We start from the raw sequence: 17490 nt of genomic DNA on the forward strand, positions 1-17490 counted from the left end.
AAAATGAATCTATATTAACTATAGTCAACGTAAATTTAGGAGAGGAGAGGGTAATGTGCAAGTTGTATTTCCTAATTTAAGCATTGAAAAAGGAACTATCGTTGAACTGCATCTCGAAGGAGATAAAGTTGCGGTAAAAAAGAATAAAGATGATAATTTTGAACTTATCTGTACATTGCCTCTAAATAAATTTGAAAAGAACAATCGAAACTTATTCGAACGCAGACAAATGTTTAGAGCAGTTGTAAATGGAAATGTGTTAGATGTTGTACGTTATGTCAGCCTTCATGGACATACAGGATATTCTTTATTGGATGGTGCAACAAAAATTCATGAAATGGTTGCAAAAACGGAGTGGGCAAGTGCGATTACTGACCACGGTGTTATGTACGGGACGTTAGATTTCTATAAAAAAATGAAAAAAGCAAATAAAAAACCGATATTAGGTTTTGAAGCATATATTGAAACTTTAGATGGCAAAAAAGAAGGTAAACATCAGTTGTTACTTGCGATTAATGCAACGGGTTATCGTAACCTTGTTAAGTTAACAAGTATGGGATTTGAGAATAAGTATTATAAACCTCATGTAAAACTGGAATGGTTAGAAAAATATAGTGAAGGTGTTGTCTCAACAAGCTCATGTTTAGGGGGGCTTGTCCCTCAAGCGATTATTAAGGGAGACATGGATTTAGCTCGTAAAACAGTACAAAAAATGATTGATATTTTTGGTAAGGAAAATTACTACATTGAAATCCAAAGACATGGTTGTGAAGAGGAAGAAGTTGTAAATCCTGCGTTGCTTCAATTGGCTGAAGAATTTGGTTTAAAAGCAATTGCGACTTCAGATAGCCATTATACAGAAATTGAGGACGCTTCTGTACATGAAATCCTGTTATGTATTGGAACGAAAACAACAATGGATGACCCAAACCGTATGGTCTTTCCAGGGAGTGGTTATCACATTCACACTTCTGAAGAAATGGAAGATTTGTTTTGGGATATGCCAGAGCTACTTGATAATACACTTGACCTTGCAGAAAGAATCAACATTGACATTCAACTTGGAGAAATCTATCTACCTGAATTCCCTCTACCAGAAGGATTCGAATCGCAAGCGGATTACTTTGAACATTTAGCATGGGAAGGATTTGCGAAACGATTTAAAGGGCAGAAAGAATTTAAAAGTAAAGAATATCGAGAGCGATTAACCTTTGAGATTGAAACAATTAAAACCATGGGGTTCCCAGGTTATTTCGTTATTGTATGGGACTTTATTCGATTTGCAAAAGAGAGAGGTATTTTAGTAGGACCTGGTCGTGGTTCTGCTTGTGGTTCTTTAGTTGCATATGCTTTAGATATTACGGATATTGACCCAATTCCATATGGACTTATTTTTGAACGATTCTTAAACCCTGACCGAATTTCAATGCCAGATATTGATATTGATTTCGAGGATACAAGACGTGAAGAAGTAATTGATTATGTGAAAGAATTATATGGAGAAGAAGCAGTTTCTCGAATTATTACATTTGGTACATTGGCCGCAAAAGTATCTGTTAGAGATGTAGCTCGTGTATTAGATAAACCATTAGGAAATATGATTGCAAATGCCATCCCTGAAAAACCAGGTATGACATTAAACAAAGCATTGAATGAGAGTCCAGAATTCTATAATATGTATCATTCTGATGCAGAGGTAAAAGAAATTGTTGATATTGCTCTTCGTATTGAAGGTTTACCTCGTAACGTATCACAACATGCTTGCGGTGTCATAATCGCCCCAAGTGCCGTAACAGACCATATTCCTCAGGTTCTATTAGAGAACACAGATACAGGAGCCTATGAGCATACAACTCAGTATAACAAAGATGAATGTGAAGAGATGGGCTTGCTAAAAATGGACTTCTTAGGTCTTCGTACAATGGGTGTTATGGGACGAGCCTTTATTGATATTAATAAGAAACGAAAAGAGTTAGGGTTAGAACCCATTACACTTGAAAGTATTCCACTCGATGATATACGAGTCTATGAATACATTGCAAAAGGTAATACGGCAGGGGTATTCCAATTAGAGAGTGCAGGAATGACAAACTTCATGATGGAGTTATTCCAAGATGCACATACATTAGATGCTGAAATGGGGAAACAATTGTTTGAACGTTTAATTGCAGGGATTTCGTTGTACCGCCCAGGTCCTTTAGATGAAATTCCGAATTACATTAAAAACATGTTAAAGCCTGAAGGAATTGAATATGATGTTCCTCAGTTGCAACCTATTTTAGAAACGACTTACAACATCATCGTATATCAAGAGCAATGTATGTTTATCGTTCGTGAATTAGCAAACTTTACACGAGGACAATCAGATACCATTCGAAAAGGGATGGCAAAGAAAGTAGAAGCCCTTTTAAATGAGTATGGTGAATACTTTGTACACGGTTCAGAGGAAAAAGGAATTACAGGTTGTGTTGCAAATGGAATTGATGAACATATTGCAATTGCTTTATGGGAACGAATGAAGAAATTTGGACGTTACGCATTCAATAAATCTCACGCAACAGGTTATGCGAATATTGCGATTAAAACAGGTTTCTTAGCGTATTACTATCCAACAGAATATATGTGTGCTACTTTAAATTCATTTATCACAATGTCAGATAAAATCAAAGCATACATGGCTGTGAGTAAACGACAAAAGATTGATGTCTTACCACCAGATGTAAATAAATCAAGAGAAGTATTTACGGTTGAAGGGAATTCTATTCGATTTGGCTTACAAGGTATTCGAAATATGGGTAAAATATCAATTCGTTTAATTGAGGAAAGAGATACAAGAGGAGACTTCCGTAATTTCCAAGATTGTGCGGTTCGAATGGCAAAATATCAAAAAGTGGATAGAAGAGTATTAGAGGCATTAATCTTCTCAGGTGCAGTCGATAGCTTTGAAGGTACACGTAATTCGAAATTAATGATGTTAGATGCTTTACTATTGGTAGCTTCACAAGAACGAAAAGACTATCAATCAGGACAATTGTCTATCTTTGATATTCCGTTATTAAGCCAAGATAAAATCAGAGAGGTATTAACTCCTACATTAACAGAGTTTAACATTGATTTTAAATTGGAAAAGGAAAAAGAGTTTGCAGGGTTTTATATTTCAGCACATCCTCTTGATTCGTATGAAACATTGTTAGCTGAAGAAGAATTTTGTGAGATTGGGTTCTTACAAGATACAGATGAAAAAGATGAAGCAGATAGAGTTCGTTCTTATAAAAAATCTATTCGTGTTGCAGGTATTATTACGGAAATTGAAACGTACTACACGAAAAAAGACAATAAACCTCTTAATGTATTTAAATTAGAAGATACAACAGGGGAGATTAAGTGTGTTGCATTCTCTAACGTATTAGAGCAAAGTGCAGGTCTGTTACATGAAGGTAGTATCATTGCGGTTGAAGGTAAATTTGAAGAGGATGACCGAGGCACACAAATCATGGTAAAACGAGTGATTGATATCCATGATGTTGGTAATGATGGGAATCCAAAAGAGATTGTTCTTTTAGGGTCTCGCAACGTGAATAATGCACGAAAACAATTTGTAAAAGTAAGAGATTATTTGAAGGAATATGAGTCAGAAGATAGTACAGTGCCTGTTTATTTTATCTTTGGGGGCAATACTTACAAAGTAAACTTCACTCATTTTAATTTGACGATGATTACACAGATGCAAGAAATTGTAGGGAAACAAAATTGTCGAGTGAACTATTAAAGAGAGGGAGATAATTCTCTCTTTCTTTTTATCAAAAGGAGACATGACAAATGAAAATTATGCAAAAGTTAAAAGCTAAAGCATTACATAGAATGACTATCAGTAAATTAATTTATTTAGAAAAGGAATTTGTAGAAAATCGAGCTACAAAGTCAGATGAGCGTTTTTGGAAAGAATTATTAGAGGAATTAAGATGGCAATCAAAATTCATTAAAAGAGGAAACGAAAGTTTATCGTATTTCGAGAATGTATTTAAAGATTATCAAGAGAAATTCAGTAATAAAAATTAAATTATTTACCTATAAGGGAATAAAAATATAAAATTTAGAGGAGTGATAGAAATGAAGAAAAGTATTTTTGTAGTGGGTGATTTACATGGGTGTAAAGAGAATTTAGATGAAGTACTTAAGTCTTGGAATCGAGAAACAGAGCAACTTATTTTATTAGGTGATTTAATTGATAGGGGACCAGATAGTTTAGGGTGTATTCTAACTGCCATGAAATTACAAGAAGAGTATGGAGCTATTATTTTAAAAGGAAATCATGAAGCTATGTTTTTACAGTGGTTAGACATGCCACATTCATATGCAGAATCCTATTTCAGAAATGGAGGAAGAGAAACCCTTTCAACATTTTTACCAGGCTATGAATTTAAGTATCTGACAGAAGTTGCAGACTACATAAAAAGAGAGTTTTCAAGAGAAGTAGAGTTCCTTAGAAATCTTCCTCTTTATCATGAAACAGATAGTCATATTTTTGTACATGCAGGTGTTAATTTAATCTTACAAGATTGGCGAATGTCAGGGGAAGATGATTTGTTGTGGATTCGAGAACCATTTCATAAACGAAAAAACAAAACAGGAAAAATCATTGTTTTTGGTCATACACCTACTCCGTATCTACATCATGATGATAATAATTGTGATGTTTGGATATCTCCATGCAAAACAAAAATTGGAATCGATGGAGGAGCGGTTTTTGGAGGCTATTTACATGCCCTTAAAATTAGTGAAACTGAAACTTTGAGGTTTTCAGCGTAATAATAGGAAGGTGTGGAAGGGATAACAACATCTCTTCTGCATTTTACACATGATACTAAGAAAGGAGAATCGGAAATGAAATGGTTAGTACAAGAGTTTTTAAATTATAACCCCAATACAATACGGATGGTAAAAGCATTAGAAAAGTGTTCTATAGAGTATTTGATTGTAAGAGTAGACAAAGATAATTCACTAACAGTGATTGATAAGGAAAGTAAAATACCAAGAGATAATTCTGATAGAGTCTTAAATGATTTTATTTGTAATGAGCAAGTAATGGTATATGGCTCTAAAACACTTGCAAATATAGCGAAAGAAATGAATTTGGAGCCTGGTTCTTTTGTGAATGACCAATTTGAATTTGAAGTATTTCAGCAAGTATTGGGAGATGAACTGCTAAACAAAGATTTTATGGTAGGTGATTTATGGGAGCTAAATCCGATAGATGAGGAGTTCTTTATTCGACCTACAGGGAATACAAAGTTATTTACAGGTCAAACGGTGACAAGAGAAGAATTTTTGGCATGGCAGAAACGAGAATGTAAGGAGGATAGTCCTTATCTTGGTCAAAAATTAATGATTTCTCCTATACAAGAAATACAAGCTGAATATCGTTTCTTTGTCATCAATCAGAACATCGTGACCAGTTCTTGTTATAAAGAAAATAAAGTTATGAGCACTGTCCGTAAACCTTCTGATGAATTACTTTCCTACACAATGAAAATGATTAACCAATTTCCATTAGCTCAAGCATTTGTAATTGATGTTGCAGAGACGAATAATGGATTTAAAGTTGTTGAATACAACAATATGAATACTTCAGGTTTATATGATTGTGATGAAATTTTACTTGTACAAGCTATAAATGAAATAACAAACTAAGCTTTATTGTAAACTAAAAACAAATTTTGCCAAAGAAACTTATATAGATGATAGGAGATACACAAATGAACCATTCGGAAGTTATGAAGATAACCGAAGTTAAGCAAGTATTAGATAGATTTTTTGTGGTCGGGGATATTCATGGATGTTTATTAGAATTTACAACCTTGTTAAAAAAGTGGGATAGAGATATACATAGACTGATACAATTAGGTGATTTGCTCGATAGAGGAAAGAAATCAAAATCAACATTGATTTTAGCTATGTACTTGAAGAAACAATATGATGCTATTTTTTTAAGAGGTAACCATGAAGAATTGTTTTTGAATTTTATAGATGACCCTGTAAATGAGGGGGAATTTTACTTGAATCAAGGTGGAAACGCTACAATAGATTCATTTTTAGGAGAAAAAGCATCTATTAGGTATACGCCAGAACATCTTGCTAAATTGATGAAAGAGAAATATTCAGAAGTCATTCAGTTTATAAAAGACATGCCTTATTTTTATGAAACAGAATATTTTATTTTTGTCCATGCAGGAGTGAATCTTGTGTATTCTGATTGGAAAAACTCATCCGAAAAGGATTTTAGTTGGATTCGAAAACCATTTCATTATGGTATAAATGAAACAGGAAAAACAATTGTATTTGGTCATACTATTACAAGAGTATTAAATGAGGATAAGTCCAATGATGTTTGGATTTCTCCATGTAAGACAAAGATTGGAATTGATGGGGGAGCGGTCTTTGATGGTCAACTGAATGGATTAGTTATTGACGGGAATACATATAAGACGATTTCAGTCTAAAAGGGGAAGAGAGGATATGAATAAAACAGTAGATATGATAAAAGACCCTAAAAATATAATTGTGCATACGGAAGATAGATATTTGAAGGGACCAACTGCCAGAGTTGTTTCAAAGCGAGTGTTGCGTAATGCTGTAACTAAAAATTGTGAGTGGTATAAAAATGACAAGTGCAAAGAATGTCTAATTGATGCTCAAGAGATTCCCAATCCTTGTGGAACTGCATGGACATTAACAATTGGAAAGGGGAAGAAGTTGTATTAAAAAGCACCTAATAATAGGTGCTTTTATTTTTTATCACTTCCATTTGAAATAAGAATATCTTTTTAAAAATGAAGTGGTATTTTTTTCTTTGTAATTATTCCTTGTTTTATTGTAATCTTTCACCATAGTTTTAATTTTGTCTTTTTGGTCTTGAGGTATATGTTTTTGTGAAAACTTGTCATTATTATGTATGATTTGTAATTGTGAAAGCATGTATATGATTTCTTGCAATTTGTAGTCGGGGTAAAGAAATTTATATTGTATTTTATATATTTTAATCATACAAAACAGAACAAATAAAAGTAGTACCACCCAAAAAATAGTTCCTATGTTATGAATTGCTTCATTTAGGGTGACTTCTTTAAAGTATACTTGATTATTAAATGCGGTCCAGATGGGAATTAAAAATACAATAGTAGTGTTAAAGTAAGAACCCAAAATTGAAAAAGGTTTATTCTTTTGTCGATTATCAAGTTTTTGTTGGAATAAAGAAATAATCATTTCAATTTTTTCCTTGTTTTCTTTTGTATTTTTATTTTCAGTATCTATAAATTTAGTTTCAACTAAATATTCTTTTAATAAATATAAACGAAAAAGTTCCCACTCTAAACTACGTAGTTTTATTTTATAAAATCTCCTGGTAAAATTCATTGCAGGAAGATTAACTAATAAACTTAGTGCCATAACAGCTACTATTAATGAAATAAAGAAAAATATAGATATTAACAGAAACTCTTGGTTATTATGAATAATATAGGGGGCTGGAATTAGTACAGAAAGAAAAATTATTATAACTGCAATGATGATGTTAATAAGAACATGTTTGTATACTAATGCATAATTACTCAGATTTTGTTTATAAAATTTTATTAATAATGTTTCAATCAACAGTGTTCCTCCTAAACAGTTTAATATGATTTGCTAATATGACTATATCATTCTATTACAAAACTCGGTTGGATTTCATAAAAGAAATTATATTCTTTTAGTGAGTAATAGGGAAGTGCTGAATACATAAAAACACCTAAAGACAAATAAGGTGTTTTTTTATGTATTCATATTATTTATATGTCTGATTTTACTATTAAATTTTTTGTCAGTGTTGTAGTCTTTAAGCTTAATTGATTTTTCATGGGAATAACTGTAAAGGTTGATTTTATTGTATTTGTATCCTTATTAAAAGGAGCTGTAATTAAACTGTTGCCTTTGGTACTAATTACAATAAGCTCTTCTTCACCCTGAGTAACAATTGAATATTCTTCTTGTTTTTTTGCTGTATCAACACCTAATCTATAGGAGCCAATTCCTAAAAAGATAAATGCACTGAGAATAAAAAATACTTTGTAAGGTCTGATTGGCGTTAGAAGAAATTGTAATATAGATTGGACTGTAGGTGAGAAGAACTGATAAAAAACTATACAATTTGTAACAAATGCCCATGCAAATATATATCTTTTATCGAATTTGTCTATATTAAAAATCCAAGACATAAACATGGGTATAAAGAAAAGAATGATAACAAAAGCTATTGTTATACTTTTTACTCCACCTTTTCTGAGGAAAAATTCAGGTGCTAAGAATATGTATCTAACAGCAAAATAAGATATTGTTAATGGTAATAGATATTGGAATGATACTAAAAAGAAATGTACCAAATCGCTTGTATCAATTGTTAACAATGAATAATCATTTAATCGATAATAATGATGATATCCAGATTTAAATAAGGCTGTAAACGAATAACTTAGTGCTGTTAACAGCAACGCAATAAGCGTTGCTTGGCTTACAATTTTAAAGAATCCATTATTACTTTTTATTTCATTGTTGTTGATTTTTGAAGAAGCAGAATCAGGTGTTTCTTGTACATGTTGAGCATCTTGTGATTTATTATTTTGCTTCTGCTTAGTTCTATTTTTATTAGCCAAAATAAAACCTCCTATATTCATTAATTTCGGATATTATTATATCAAATAAATACAATTTATATAGGTAATGTAACCAAAATGTAAAATAGTAGGGACCATCATGCTTTAACATTTATGAACATAAAAAAAGATGTACCATTATAGATACACCTCTTAATCATCGTCATCATCTTTCTCTGATTTCTTTTCATTTTTATAAGCAGGTTTATGCCATCCGAATGAAACAACTAATAAAATTATCATAAGTAATCCGATAACAACTGCTGTAAAGATGTTTAGCTCGGTAGTTTTAACAAGTAGAAAAGCAATTATAGCTGTAGGGAAAGAAAAACCTACTAATGTAGTAATGAAAACTACAAAATACTCTTTCATAGTCATTTCTTTATATTCAACTGTCTTTTCTCCAACAGTTCCTTTTATTGTTTTCGGTTTTGCCATCGCAATTTTCATCCTCTCTTAAATAAATATTTGCTATATCATAATAAGAAAGGATGAGCATTATTATTAAATTCTATTGCGAGCACGTTTTATTCGCCAGAGTATCTATTCACTGTGATTGAGTAATGGTGTATTTTAATATCTTCAGCAATAAATCCTCGTCTTTGAGCACCTTTCAGCGTCTCATACATAGCTTGACGACCTGGTGGATTGTCAGTGTGAATATAAATTTTCTCAGCAAATAAATTGTGTAAGCAGAAATATTTCACGAAATCATAACCAGTAGGGAGTAGTTTCCCATTCTCATCTTCTCCTAAGTCGTGGTCAAGTGAAAGAATTTGAACAGCATAGTTTGTAAGGAGTTCAATCGCTTTCTCCATAGTTCTTGCAATTGTAAATCCTTTTGGACAGTCTCTTTTATCGTCTAAATATACATTAATTTTTTCTTTAGTCATTTCAGTTCAATCCTTTATTCATTGTATTATTTTATTTCTGGTTGAACATAGAATTTGCAACAATCCATTGTGTGTTTACTGTACTTTTGTTTTGTTGCTAATTCTTTTACTTTATCTTGAGCATCTTTCAAAGTAAGTCCTGATTCTACAGTGTGGAAAGTAGGTAGTACATGGCAGTAATGAATCACTTCATAAGTCATCTAAATCCATCCTTTTCGTAAATAATCTAACTCATAGAAAAATGAGGCCAATTAATATTGGTCTCATTGCATGTGTCGATTTGGGTCAATTGTTTGGATTGATGCACTTTTTCCTTGGGCGTATTCGATTGTATGGTAAGTACCTCCATTTGGGATTCCATTCCAAACTGCAAGTAAATAGCCCCGTTCAACGGCTAACATATCTACCATATATTCGTCCCTATCGTACATAGTTTGTTCGTCTACATACTTTTCTCTTGAGACAAAAACAACTTCATCTGCCTCATGCAAAATTCGATGATATCTATCTTTGTCGGGTTTACGCCAAGGGCCTTCTTGGCTTGCACAAGGAACGGCACAATGCAGAATAATTTTTTCAGGAAACATTTTCTTTAGTTTCAATGCAATTAAAGCGAACACCGTATCAATTCCTAACGCCATACCAGTAACTAACCTTAGCTTTTCGCCATCTTCTAACAATGTGATTTGCTTCAAAATAAAATCTCTCATTTCCCTTCCGATAGAAACATACATTGGATGATAAATATCATAGATATTATTTAATTTTTTTGGTCGATGACCTGTAACAACAATAATCATAGCTAAAACATCTCCATTTTCATGTTATAGTTTTCTATACCTGTTTTTATAAATACACTTATTATAGATTCTGAGATTGGTATTCATTCGAACTCTAATTACTCTTTATAGGAGTCTAAAATATTTTGAATCGTTTTTAATGTTCGTTCTAATTCTGGAATACTTCCGTATAATCCGCTACCATTTGTTTTTATTTCAGCTTTAAACAAGTTGGCATCTGTAACAACTCGAATAGGGACAGAATTGAGAATGAACGTTCCTTTAGGAATGTTATCTCCGTAATCTTCCGTTAATACTCGCAATCCTCTACAACCTTGAACACCTTTAGTTTGCTTTGTTTCTTGCATCCATACATTTCCGATGCGTTCGTATTTATGAATTTCAACTAACAAGCCATCTGATATACGATAAACATCTTTAACTGGATGTGATTTTATTTGTTCCATAAAAGCCTCCTACAAATATTCTGTCATCTTAAAATAACATATTTTATTTACTATAGTCAATGAAATTTATAATTTCATTTATCTATCAGTAAATAATATTTTGTTTTTTTTTATTGACTTTACTTAATTAGTATATGATAATTCGGAATGTAAATTATACGGATATCTGGTTATATACTAAATAAAACTCTATATAATACAGAAGCGAAAATATAAAAGAGGAGTGACTTATTTGCTTACTGTATATAAAAAGGAAATTATAAAATTACTACATTTTAATAAAAAAATGGAATTACTGATTAAAGACGAAACGGTGCAACATTCTATTCGTTGTGCGGTATTGGCAAGTAAATTTGGTATGTATTTAGGATTATCTAAAAAGGATTTGAATAATTTAATTGTAGGTGCTTTGTTGCATGATATAGGTAAGTTTTTACTACCAAAAGAGGTCTTATATAAAAAAGGACGATTGTCTGAAGACGAGTTTGCTATTATTAAAACACATACAATTAACATCCCGAATGTAATGGTTAATGATGATGTTAAGGATATTATTCAACAACACCACGAAAGATTGGATGGAACAGGATATCCATTCTCACTAATGAGGAAACAAATTCACCCACTCGCTAAAATCATGAGTATAATTGATGTATATGATGCATTATCTCACAAACGTTCTTATAAAGAAGCATTTACAAAAGAAGCAGTGTTGAAGCTAATGGTTGCGGAGTCAGATAAACAATTTGATAGTGGATTACTAAAAGGATTTATTAGTTATCTTGAAAAGGAAGGTTTATAAAACCTTCCTTTTTATTGACTATAGTTAATAAAAAGTATTATACTAATAGTAACAATTGTGTCATTTTGGGAGGAACAAACGTGAATGGGAAAGAAAGTAATTTTAAAGTCGGAGATTTAGTAATGTGTGAATATATAGAGGGTTCTTTTGCGAATGCTCGAATTATTTCGATTGATAAAAAGAAGTTAATGGCGAATGTTAAAATTGGAATTGTGAGCCGTTCATCGGAGAAGATTAGGGAAGAAGAAATTGAAGTTTCATTGGAAACTTTAACACCTTGGAACCCAAAGAAGAAGTGAAAGACGACAGGGGATTAATTCGATGGAAAAAGAAATATTTATTTTGGTGGGACCATCAGGGAGTGGAAAAACAACATTAGGAAAAACGTTAGAGGAAAGAATGGATATTCCTGAAGTAATTTCTCATACTACAAGAAAGCCAAGGGCAGGGGAAGTAGATGGGAAAGACTATTATTTCGTTTCAAATAAAACGTTTGATGAATTGGATAAAATAGAAAGTGTTGTATATGCAGGGAATTCATATTGTGTCAGTAGGGAAGAGATAGATAGTAAATTAAAGATGCACGATAGAATCTATGTTGTTACTGATATTAATGGGGCTATGCAGGTTAAAAAGGCATATGGTGAAATTGTAACGATTATATTTATTTCTCTTTCCTTGATTCGTATGGCGTGGAGGATGTTTAAAAGAGGGGATTCTTTTAGCAAGATAAAAGATAGAATCCTATATTGTGTTAAAAATAAAGAGAGAATGAATCACGTACATGCAGATTATATAGTTGTAAATAATAACTTTGAAAGTTCTGTACAAGAATTGAATAAGATTGTTTCGAAAAAGATAGTCTAATATTTAGCTATCTTTTTTATTATTGAATCAATACAAATAAAAAATGAGAGGTATATAAACCTCTCATTAAAAATAGCTTATCTATTCAACTATAACAATACAAATATCTTTTCTTAATGGGCAATCAGGTTCACCATCTTTGCTTGTTGTATAATGCCAATCATCTACAACTGCATAAACATGTTTGTTTTTTATGTTTTGATATAACTTTCTTCCCCAAGAATCTTCACCTATGCATTTTACTTTGATTTCCATTTTAAACCCTCCGTTTAGTAAAAGAGGGATGTTTTATTAACAAAACCTCCCTTTAAAAAAGACAACCTTTTATTCAAAAGTAACAGATTTCTGGAATTCCTCTGCTAAATTTTCATTGAAGAATCTTACAGCATCAATGAAATAATGAACTATATTTTCGAATTCCTTTGCTCTGTCCATATCATTTTCTTTTTTAGCCCAATTCCAAAAAGATATACGTTCGTTAAATTCTTCTCTTATATCATCATCAGATAAGACAAGCTTTCGTTCATAATCCTTAACGGGTTTTCCAATCTCATATTCTTTCACACCAAAAGCCCTTCTAATAATTCCACTTTGCATTATTACTCTTCGGCTCTGCTCTCTGGTTGCTAAGAATTGAGTATATAAATCATTTAATTTGACCATTAACTTTTTATTATTCATTTTTTATTACCTCCAAGAATATAAGTAGCTTTTCTTTTATAAAAAACATCTTTTTATTAAACAAAATATACTTTTTATCTAATTAACACTATAAGTGTCTTTTAATAAATGACTCCACATCTGCAATGCCCCAAATTTCTTTTTCCCAATCTTCAATGTTCTCGCTTAATGAATTACCTACTTTTTCAAATTCAACCGTGATTCCGTTTTTTATTAAATTATCTAAGTATGAGCCATGTCGATAGATTTCCATTTGATATAAGATTTTGTTTTTATCTTCAATAAACATCCCTCTACCTTTTAAGAAACACAGCTTTAGTTCTTTTTCTTTTAATTCTGATAAAACGTTTTTAAAATTGACTTTAATTGTTTTATTCATTTTTTGCTCCCCTTTATAAAAAATCATTTTATACCAATGAATTAATTAGCAATAAAAATTTTTCATTTTAAGCTGTAATTCGCCTAATCCTGGTTTTGATAAAGTGCCTTTGTACTTATGTAGTCGTCCGTGAGAAACAGTTCGAATTTGTTCTGTTTTTATAATCCCATTAATAGAACAATCTCTATCTGTAAGTAACTCAGAGTTTATTTTCATGTGACAATCTAAACTTTTATCAGCATGAGTAATGGGTACAACAACTACTAATTTTTGAGATTCGTTATAGCTATCAGGTGAGACGATAACGCATGGTCTAATCTTATTCATTTCAGAACCAACGTTTACGCCTAAATCGACAGTCCAAATCTCACCGTGTTTAGGTTTCTTTTGTGTATAGCGTTCTTTCACTGTATATACCATGCCTTTAGGGGTAAATTCTTTTAAGCCTTTGAAAATTTGAAAATCCGTTTCTGTTGCATTTAGCAGGGCGTTTTCTACATCTTCTCCTTGGTAGTAAACTGCACTGTAAACCTGATTTGCTTGTTGTGTATTTTCTCCGACCTGTTGAGTATCTCCTGAAACTGTTTGATTCATCATAATCTCTCCTTAGAAATAAAATTGTTAAATTACCTGTTTTTTTTATAATCTACTTATTTTATTCGAAAATGAAAGATTTATAATAAAATGCACAAAAAAAGAAGCTACTTTAATAAGTAGCTTCTTTTTATTGAAATTAATTTCCAAATAATAGATTCACATCTGCATCTGTTATTTCTACTTCCTCATTTGCGTCTTGATTATCGTCCTTATGTTCTTCAGGAAGTTTTTCTTTTTCAGAGTTCTCGTCCTCTTTAGGCTCTACAGGAAGATTTTCTTTTTCAAGTTTTTCGTCTTCTTTAGACTCTTTAGGAGTAGGAGCTTTAGTCTCTTCTTTTTGATTTTCTTCTACTTTTACATTTTTAGGCGTTTCTTCATTCGTTTGAGTTATTTCGCCTTCGCTAATAACAGGTTCTTCTTTTTCGTGTTTTGCAACTTCTTGTTTTGTTTCACTTTTCGTTATTTCTTCTGTTTTAACAACAGGATTATTAACAGCCTTTTGTTCTGTAATAGATGCTGTAGGAGAAGAAGTAACTGATTCTTGTTTCTGAGAAGATTGTAATTGAGCTTCTGAGAATTGAACAGGGTTTGTTATGAAATCAGATAGCATAGAACCATTTACATGAACAATTTTTTCAAATGCTTTTTCTACCGCTTCGTTATAAGTATTATTTTTTTCAGGGAAATAAATTTGAAGTGTTTTTTCAATCATTTCAAACGTGTTCATTAATTTATTTATCCCTATTGAAGATTCTAATCGGGCTGCCATTAGGATAGACTCACTAACCTTTTCTGACATGTTTTCGCTATTAGATGCCCATTTTAATAATACAGGGTTAATTGAATCATAATACTTTTTGTTTTGAAGGGAGACGTTTATATGTTTCTTATATTTACTCTTATCCATATGCATTCTCCTTTATGGAAAGAAACAGGATAATATCCTGCTTCTTAAAGTGCTACTTTGTCGTCTTCTTTAAGGAAAGGATTTCGACTTTTTTCAAAATCTTTTTCTTTTACTTGAGAAACGATTTTAGCAAACATAGCAACTAACTTTTTCTTATCTTTTTGCACTTCAGGGATATGTCTCATTGAATAGCTAATGCAATTATCCCATTTTGCAGTTTTAGAAAAGTCCATATTGGAAGTGTTGTGTGGTAATAGAGCTTTTAAATAGTTTTCTAAGCGTAATGAACCTCCACCTGTGAAAATGATGTAGTGTCCTTTTTGTTCAATACTAACTCCACGACCAGATAATTCATCAATAATACGAATTTCGATAAAGTTGCATACAACATCTTCGATAAATTCAGCACTATCTTTATAACCATCAACATTGTTAACCTCTACAATTCTACCATCTGAAATAGATTGTAAAACATCAAGTTCAGATACGTTAATTTCATCGGCTTGTACAACTTTACGTAATTCGGTTTTAATGTATTGCTCTAAGTGGTTAATACCTGCTTTGTCTAAACTACAAGAGTTAACAGTATTGCCTTTTGCATCGTATTCTCGATAGTTTACATTTTGTCCTCCGATATCAATGATATGGAAGTTTTTTTGTTCTTTTGATTGCATACGAGGGAATAAAGCCATTCCTTCTGGTTTTACAGTGATTGAACTGATTGTGAATGTTTTCTTTTCATCATTTAAGTGAAGAGAAATTTCACCTTTTTTATCACCTAAAAGTAATTCTTCAAATTCTTTACGTTGTTTTTCGTTTTCAAAATCACTTGAAGGGTAACCAACTACTAAATCAATTTTTTCATTATCTTTTTCTACAACATTAGCAATTGCAGTAAGAACACATAATTTATGATGGTCATTGTTCTTTGTGATTTCAAAGTTGTATGTACGTTTTACACCTTCACCAACGATGTATTTTTGACCATTAATTTCTACCTTGAATTGAAGAGCACTTGAGCCATCAATTCCACGGAAGTTTCGTTTAGCCTCTGTCTTTGAAGGGAAGCTGAATACTTTATCTAAAGTACCATCTTCTTTTACAGAAAATACTTTTACTGCATTTTTACCTGGGTCTACAATAATCATTCTATCGCAGTTTTTAGTCATGAAAGGAATCCTCCTTAATGTTTCTAACGTCTTACTTGATTTTACTATGAAAAATCAAAGAACGTCAATAAAAGGTGTATAAAATTTTATATTTCATGTATTAATAGAAAATAGTATTTTATTTGAAAACATATTATGTGCATGATATTTTGTATACGCAACAAAAAACAAAACCCCTCCGAAACATAAACCTATATAACAAATAAAATAGAAAGGAGTTATAATAAACTCCTTTCTACATGTTTAGAGTGCATATGTGATTTTTCCTTCATCTGTTTTGTACGTAATACCATAAGAATCCAATACCTTCTTAAATTCATCTTGATAAATAGTGGAAGTATTATTTTCTTTCTCAATGAAGTCATTTGTCGTATCAATGATTTGTTCTCTATCAATGGCTCTAAGTGTTTGAACTAATGTATCTAAAGCAATTAATCTATCATTTAGATTTGTAAAAATAGAAGACATGTCTTCATTATATAGTTCTTTTTCTTTTGCTTGTAGAGATGATTTAGCATTGTTTATACGTTGTGTTAATCTGTCCGTTTCGTTCGTAAAGATATATTTATTTGATTTCCCTTTTTCATAAAAGATAACTTCAGATTTTAATTTTAATAGAGAATCTAAAATGAAATTGTGTGTATCTGAAGAGAGTGAGAGAAGTGATTTTCTTTCATCTGTCATGCTTTTTACTTTTAAGTCTTTTTGGCCAAAAGAAAAAATAGGTTTCTCGTCAATTGTTTTTGCATTTTCTTTTTCAAAATGGTCAGTTTTAGAAACAGATTTATCCTCTACAGTAGTTTCCGTTTTTTTAGTCGGTTCTGCTTCTTTTTGATTTTTTACACTCTTTGTTATGCTGTCGATTTTATGATTGCTATTGATGACTGTCGTATTCTTAGATAGGAAATAATAAAACAACTGGCAAAAAGAAGCGAATATTACAATGATAAATATCAACATAATAACCTTTGAAAACTTCTTTTTCCTTTCTTGTGACTGCATCGGTATATTTCCTCCAAAAGAGCGGTTCTTAGGGAGTTCATCTTCTTTAAAAACGGTTTGGCTTTGTTTTTCTTCTTCTATTAAATCGTCTTTTAATTTACTTTTATTTGTCGTCTTTAATGGAATGACTTCACCATCTTCATATTTTAAATATGTAGACGTATCTTTGGGATTTTTATTGAATAGTTTTAAAAACCAGTCTTTCATTTCTACCACCACCTTCATTTTGTATAGAATATAGTACGTAAAATGGAAGTGAA

23 protein-coding genes are annotated in these 17490 nt (G+C 31.4%); 9 read left to right on the forward strand and 14 right to left on the reverse strand.

Annotated features, from left to right (window positions below):
- The first annotated feature begins 55 nt into the window (after nt 1-55).
- From dnaE to CQ064_RS07850, 6 genes are all read left to right on the forward strand, one after another.
- On the forward strand, nt 56-3769 hold the full coding sequence (gene dnaE / locus CQ064_RS07825; protein ID WP_001198458.1) for a DNA polymerase III subunit alpha: 3714 nt from the start codon (nt 56-58) through the stop codon (nt 3767-3769).
- A 50-nt stretch (nt 3770-3819) separates the two neighbouring features.
- On the forward strand, nt 3820-4059 hold the full coding sequence (locus CQ064_RS07830) for a hypothetical protein (RefSeq protein ID WP_000700015.1): 240 nt from the start codon (nt 3820-3822) through the stop codon (nt 4057-4059).
- Nucleotides 4060-4110: 51 nt separating this feature from the next.
- Nucleotides 4111-4809, forward strand: a complete 699-nt coding sequence (locus tag CQ064_RS07835; RefSeq protein WP_000748198.1) for a metallophosphoesterase family protein — start codon at nt 4111-4113, stop codon at nt 4807-4809.
- Nucleotides 4810-4884: 75 nt separating this feature from the next.
- Nucleotides 4885-5691, forward strand: coding sequence for an ATP-grasp domain-containing protein (locus tag CQ064_RS07840; protein ID WP_000871791.1), 807 nt, complete (start codon nt 4885-4887; stop codon nt 5689-5691).
- Between the two features lie 65 nt (nt 5692-5756).
- Complete coding sequence (locus tag CQ064_RS07845) at nt 5757-6500, forward strand: metallophosphoesterase (protein ID WP_001016619.1); 744 nt, start codon at nt 5757-5759, stop codon at nt 6498-6500.
- Nucleotides 6501-6516: 16 nt separating this feature from the next.
- On the forward strand, nt 6517-6762 hold the full coding sequence (locus CQ064_RS07850; protein WP_001044653.1) for a hypothetical protein: 246 nt from the start codon (nt 6517-6519) through the stop codon (nt 6760-6762).
- A 33-nt stretch (nt 6763-6795) separates the two neighbouring features.
- On the opposite strand, the gene CQ064_RS07855 is transcribed toward CQ064_RS07850, so the two are convergent.
- The 7 genes from CQ064_RS07855 to CQ064_RS07880 form a co-directional block, all read right to left on the reverse strand.
- Entirely contained in the window at nt 6796-7650 is an 855-nt protein-coding gene (locus CQ064_RS07855) for a hypothetical protein (RefSeq protein ID WP_000573417.1), read from the reverse strand.
- 176 nt (nt 7651-7826) lie between these two features.
- Nucleotides 7827-8687: a hypothetical protein gene (locus CQ064_RS07860; RefSeq protein WP_001284597.1), complete on the reverse strand. Its 861-nt coding sequence runs from the start codon at nt 8685-8687 to the stop codon at nt 7827-7829.
- A 153-nt stretch (nt 8688-8840) separates the two neighbouring features.
- Nucleotides 8841-9125 (reverse strand): hypothetical protein, encoded by a 285-nt coding sequence (locus CQ064_RS07865; RefSeq protein WP_001118291.1) that lies wholly within the window; start codon nt 9123-9125, stop codon nt 8841-8843.
- Between the two features lie 89 nt (nt 9126-9214).
- The gene (locus tag CQ064_RS07870) at nt 9215-9580 is read right to left on the reverse strand and encodes a cyclic-phosphate processing receiver domain-containing protein (protein ID WP_000159540.1); all 366 of its coding nucleotides are present in this window, start codon (nt 9578-9580) and stop codon (nt 9215-9217) included.
- A 26-nt stretch (nt 9581-9606) separates the two neighbouring features.
- Nucleotides 9607-9780: a hypothetical protein gene (locus tag CQ064_RS33415; RefSeq protein ID WP_000220595.1), complete on the reverse strand. Its 174-nt coding sequence runs from the start codon at nt 9778-9780 to the stop codon at nt 9607-9609.
- 63 nt (nt 9781-9843) lie between these two features.
- Nucleotides 9844-10380, reverse strand: a complete 537-nt coding sequence (locus CQ064_RS07875) for an SLOG family protein (protein ID WP_000587831.1) — start codon at nt 10378-10380, stop codon at nt 9844-9846.
- Between the two features lie 98 nt (nt 10381-10478).
- A complete protein-coding gene (locus CQ064_RS07880; RefSeq protein ID WP_000435080.1) occupies nt 10479-10826 on the reverse strand; it encodes a hypothetical protein in 348 nt (115 codons plus the stop codon).
- Between the two features lie 223 nt (nt 10827-11049).
- On the opposite strand from CQ064_RS07880, the gene CQ064_RS07885 reads away from it, so the two are divergent.
- The 3 genes from CQ064_RS07885 (at nt 11050) to CQ064_RS07895 (ending at nt 12495) form a co-directional block, all read left to right on the forward strand.
- Nucleotides 11050-11628, forward strand: a complete 579-nt coding sequence (locus CQ064_RS07885; RefSeq protein ID WP_003272853.1) for an HD-GYP domain-containing protein — start codon at nt 11050-11052, stop codon at nt 11626-11628.
- 80 nt (nt 11629-11708) lie between these two features.
- Nucleotides 11709-11927: a hypothetical protein gene (locus tag CQ064_RS07890; protein ID WP_001013437.1), complete on the forward strand. Its 219-nt coding sequence runs from the start codon at nt 11709-11711 to the stop codon at nt 11925-11927.
- A 22-nt stretch (nt 11928-11949) separates the two neighbouring features.
- Entirely contained in the window at nt 11950-12495 is a 546-nt protein-coding gene (locus CQ064_RS07895) for a guanylate kinase (protein WP_000409979.1), read from the forward strand.
- An 81-nt stretch (nt 12496-12576) separates the two neighbouring features.
- On the opposite strand, the gene CQ064_RS33420 is transcribed toward CQ064_RS07895, so the two are convergent.
- The 7 genes from CQ064_RS33420 to CQ064_RS07925 form a co-directional block, all read right to left on the reverse strand.
- On the reverse strand, nt 12577-12750 hold the full coding sequence (locus CQ064_RS33420; protein ID WP_000404135.1) for a hypothetical protein: 174 nt from the start codon (nt 12748-12750) through the stop codon (nt 12577-12579).
- A gap of 69 nt (nt 12751-12819) precedes the next feature.
- Entirely contained in the window at nt 12820-13176 is a 357-nt protein-coding gene (locus CQ064_RS07900) for a hypothetical protein (protein ID WP_001060377.1), read from the reverse strand.
- An 88-nt stretch (nt 13177-13264) separates the two neighbouring features.
- Nucleotides 13265-13555: a hypothetical protein gene (locus tag CQ064_RS07905; protein WP_001044073.1), complete on the reverse strand. Its 291-nt coding sequence runs from the start codon at nt 13553-13555 to the stop codon at nt 13265-13267.
- 45 nt (nt 13556-13600) lie between these two features.
- Entirely contained in the window at nt 13601-14152 is a 552-nt protein-coding gene (locus tag CQ064_RS07910; RefSeq protein ID WP_003272864.1) for a type II toxin-antitoxin system PemK/MazF family toxin, read from the reverse strand.
- Nucleotides 14153-14288: 136 nt separating this feature from the next.
- Entirely contained in the window at nt 14289-15059 is a 771-nt protein-coding gene (locus CQ064_RS33125) for a hypothetical protein (protein ID WP_003319898.1), read from the reverse strand.
- A 44-nt stretch (nt 15060-15103) separates the two neighbouring features.
- Nucleotides 15104-16228: a ParM/StbA family protein gene (locus CQ064_RS07920; protein ID WP_000164518.1), complete on the reverse strand. Its 1125-nt coding sequence runs from the start codon at nt 16226-16228 to the stop codon at nt 15104-15106.
- 243 nt (nt 16229-16471) lie between these two features.
- Nucleotides 16472-17437 (reverse strand): hypothetical protein, encoded by a 966-nt coding sequence (locus tag CQ064_RS07925; protein WP_000656091.1) that lies wholly within the window; start codon nt 17435-17437, stop codon nt 16472-16474.
- Nucleotides 17438-17490 lie beyond the last annotated feature (53 nt).

It is taken from the genome of Bacillus sp. MYb78 (assembly GCF_002975115.1).
Lineage (GTDB): Bacteria > Bacillota > Bacilli > Bacillales > Bacillaceae_G > Bacillus_A > Bacillus_A cereus.

Excerpts from the sequence above, each read along its gene's own strand:
- CQ064_RS07830 (WP_000700015.1), top strand. The coding sequence starts at position 3,820 with ATGAAAATTATGCAAAAGTTAAAAGCTAAAGCATTACATAGAATGACT.
- CQ064_RS07835 (WP_000748198.1), top strand. The coding sequence starts at position 4,111 with ATGAAGAAAAGTATTTTTGTAGTGGGTGATTTACATGGGTGTAAAGAG.
- CQ064_RS07840 (WP_000871791.1), top strand. The coding sequence starts at position 4,885 with ATGAAATGGTTAGTACAAGAGTTTTTAAATTATAACCCCAATACAATA.
- CQ064_RS07845 (WP_001016619.1), top strand. The coding sequence starts at position 5,757 with ATGAACCATTCGGAAGTTATGAAGATAACCGAAGTTAAGCAAGTATTA.
- CQ064_RS07850 (WP_001044653.1), top strand. The coding sequence starts at position 6,517 with ATGAATAAAACAGTAGATATGATAAAAGACCCTAAAAATATAATTGTG.
- CQ064_RS07865 (WP_001118291.1), bottom strand. The coding sequence starts at position 9,125 with ATGGCAAAACCGAAAACAATAAAAGGAACTGTTGGAGAAAAGACAGTT.
- CQ064_RS07870 (WP_000159540.1), bottom strand. The coding sequence starts at position 9,580 with ATGACTAAAGAAAAAATTAATGTATATTTAGACGATAAAAGAGACTGT.
- CQ064_RS33415 (WP_000220595.1), bottom strand. The coding sequence starts at position 9,780 with ATGACTTATGAAGTGATTCATTACTGCCATGTACTACCTACTTTCCAC.
- CQ064_RS07875 (WP_000587831.1), bottom strand. The coding sequence starts at position 10,380 with ATGATTATTGTTGTTACAGGTCATCGACCAAAAAAATTAAATAATATC.
- CQ064_RS07880 (WP_000435080.1), bottom strand. The coding sequence starts at position 10,826 with ATGGAACAAATAAAATCACATCCAGTTAAAGATGTTTATCGTATATCA.
- CQ064_RS07895 (WP_000409979.1), top strand. The coding sequence starts at position 11,950 with ATGGAAAAAGAAATATTTATTTTGGTGGGACCATCAGGGAGTGGAAAA.
- CQ064_RS33420 (WP_000404135.1), bottom strand. The coding sequence starts at position 12,750 with ATGGAAATCAAAGTAAAATGCATAGGTGAAGATTCTTGGGGAAGAAAG.
- CQ064_RS07900 (WP_001060377.1), bottom strand. The coding sequence starts at position 13,176 with ATGAATAATAAAAAGTTAATGGTCAAATTAAATGATTTATATACTCAA.
- CQ064_RS07905 (WP_001044073.1), bottom strand. The coding sequence starts at position 13,555 with ATGAATAAAACAATTAAAGTCAATTTTAAAAACGTTTTATCAGAATTA.
- CQ064_RS07910 (WP_003272864.1), bottom strand. The coding sequence starts at position 14,152 with ATGATGAATCAAACAGTTTCAGGAGATACTCAACAGGTCGGAGAAAAT.
- CQ064_RS33125 (WP_003319898.1), bottom strand. The coding sequence starts at position 15,059 with ATGGATAAGAGTAAATATAAGAAACATATAAACGTCTCCCTTCAAAAC.
- CQ064_RS07920 (WP_000164518.1), bottom strand. The coding sequence starts at position 16,228 with ATGACTAAAAACTGCGATAGAATGATTATTGTAGACCCAGGTAAAAAT.
- CQ064_RS07925 (WP_000656091.1), bottom strand. The coding sequence starts at position 17,437 with ATGAAAGACTGGTTTTTAAAACTATTCAATAAAAATCCCAAAGATACG.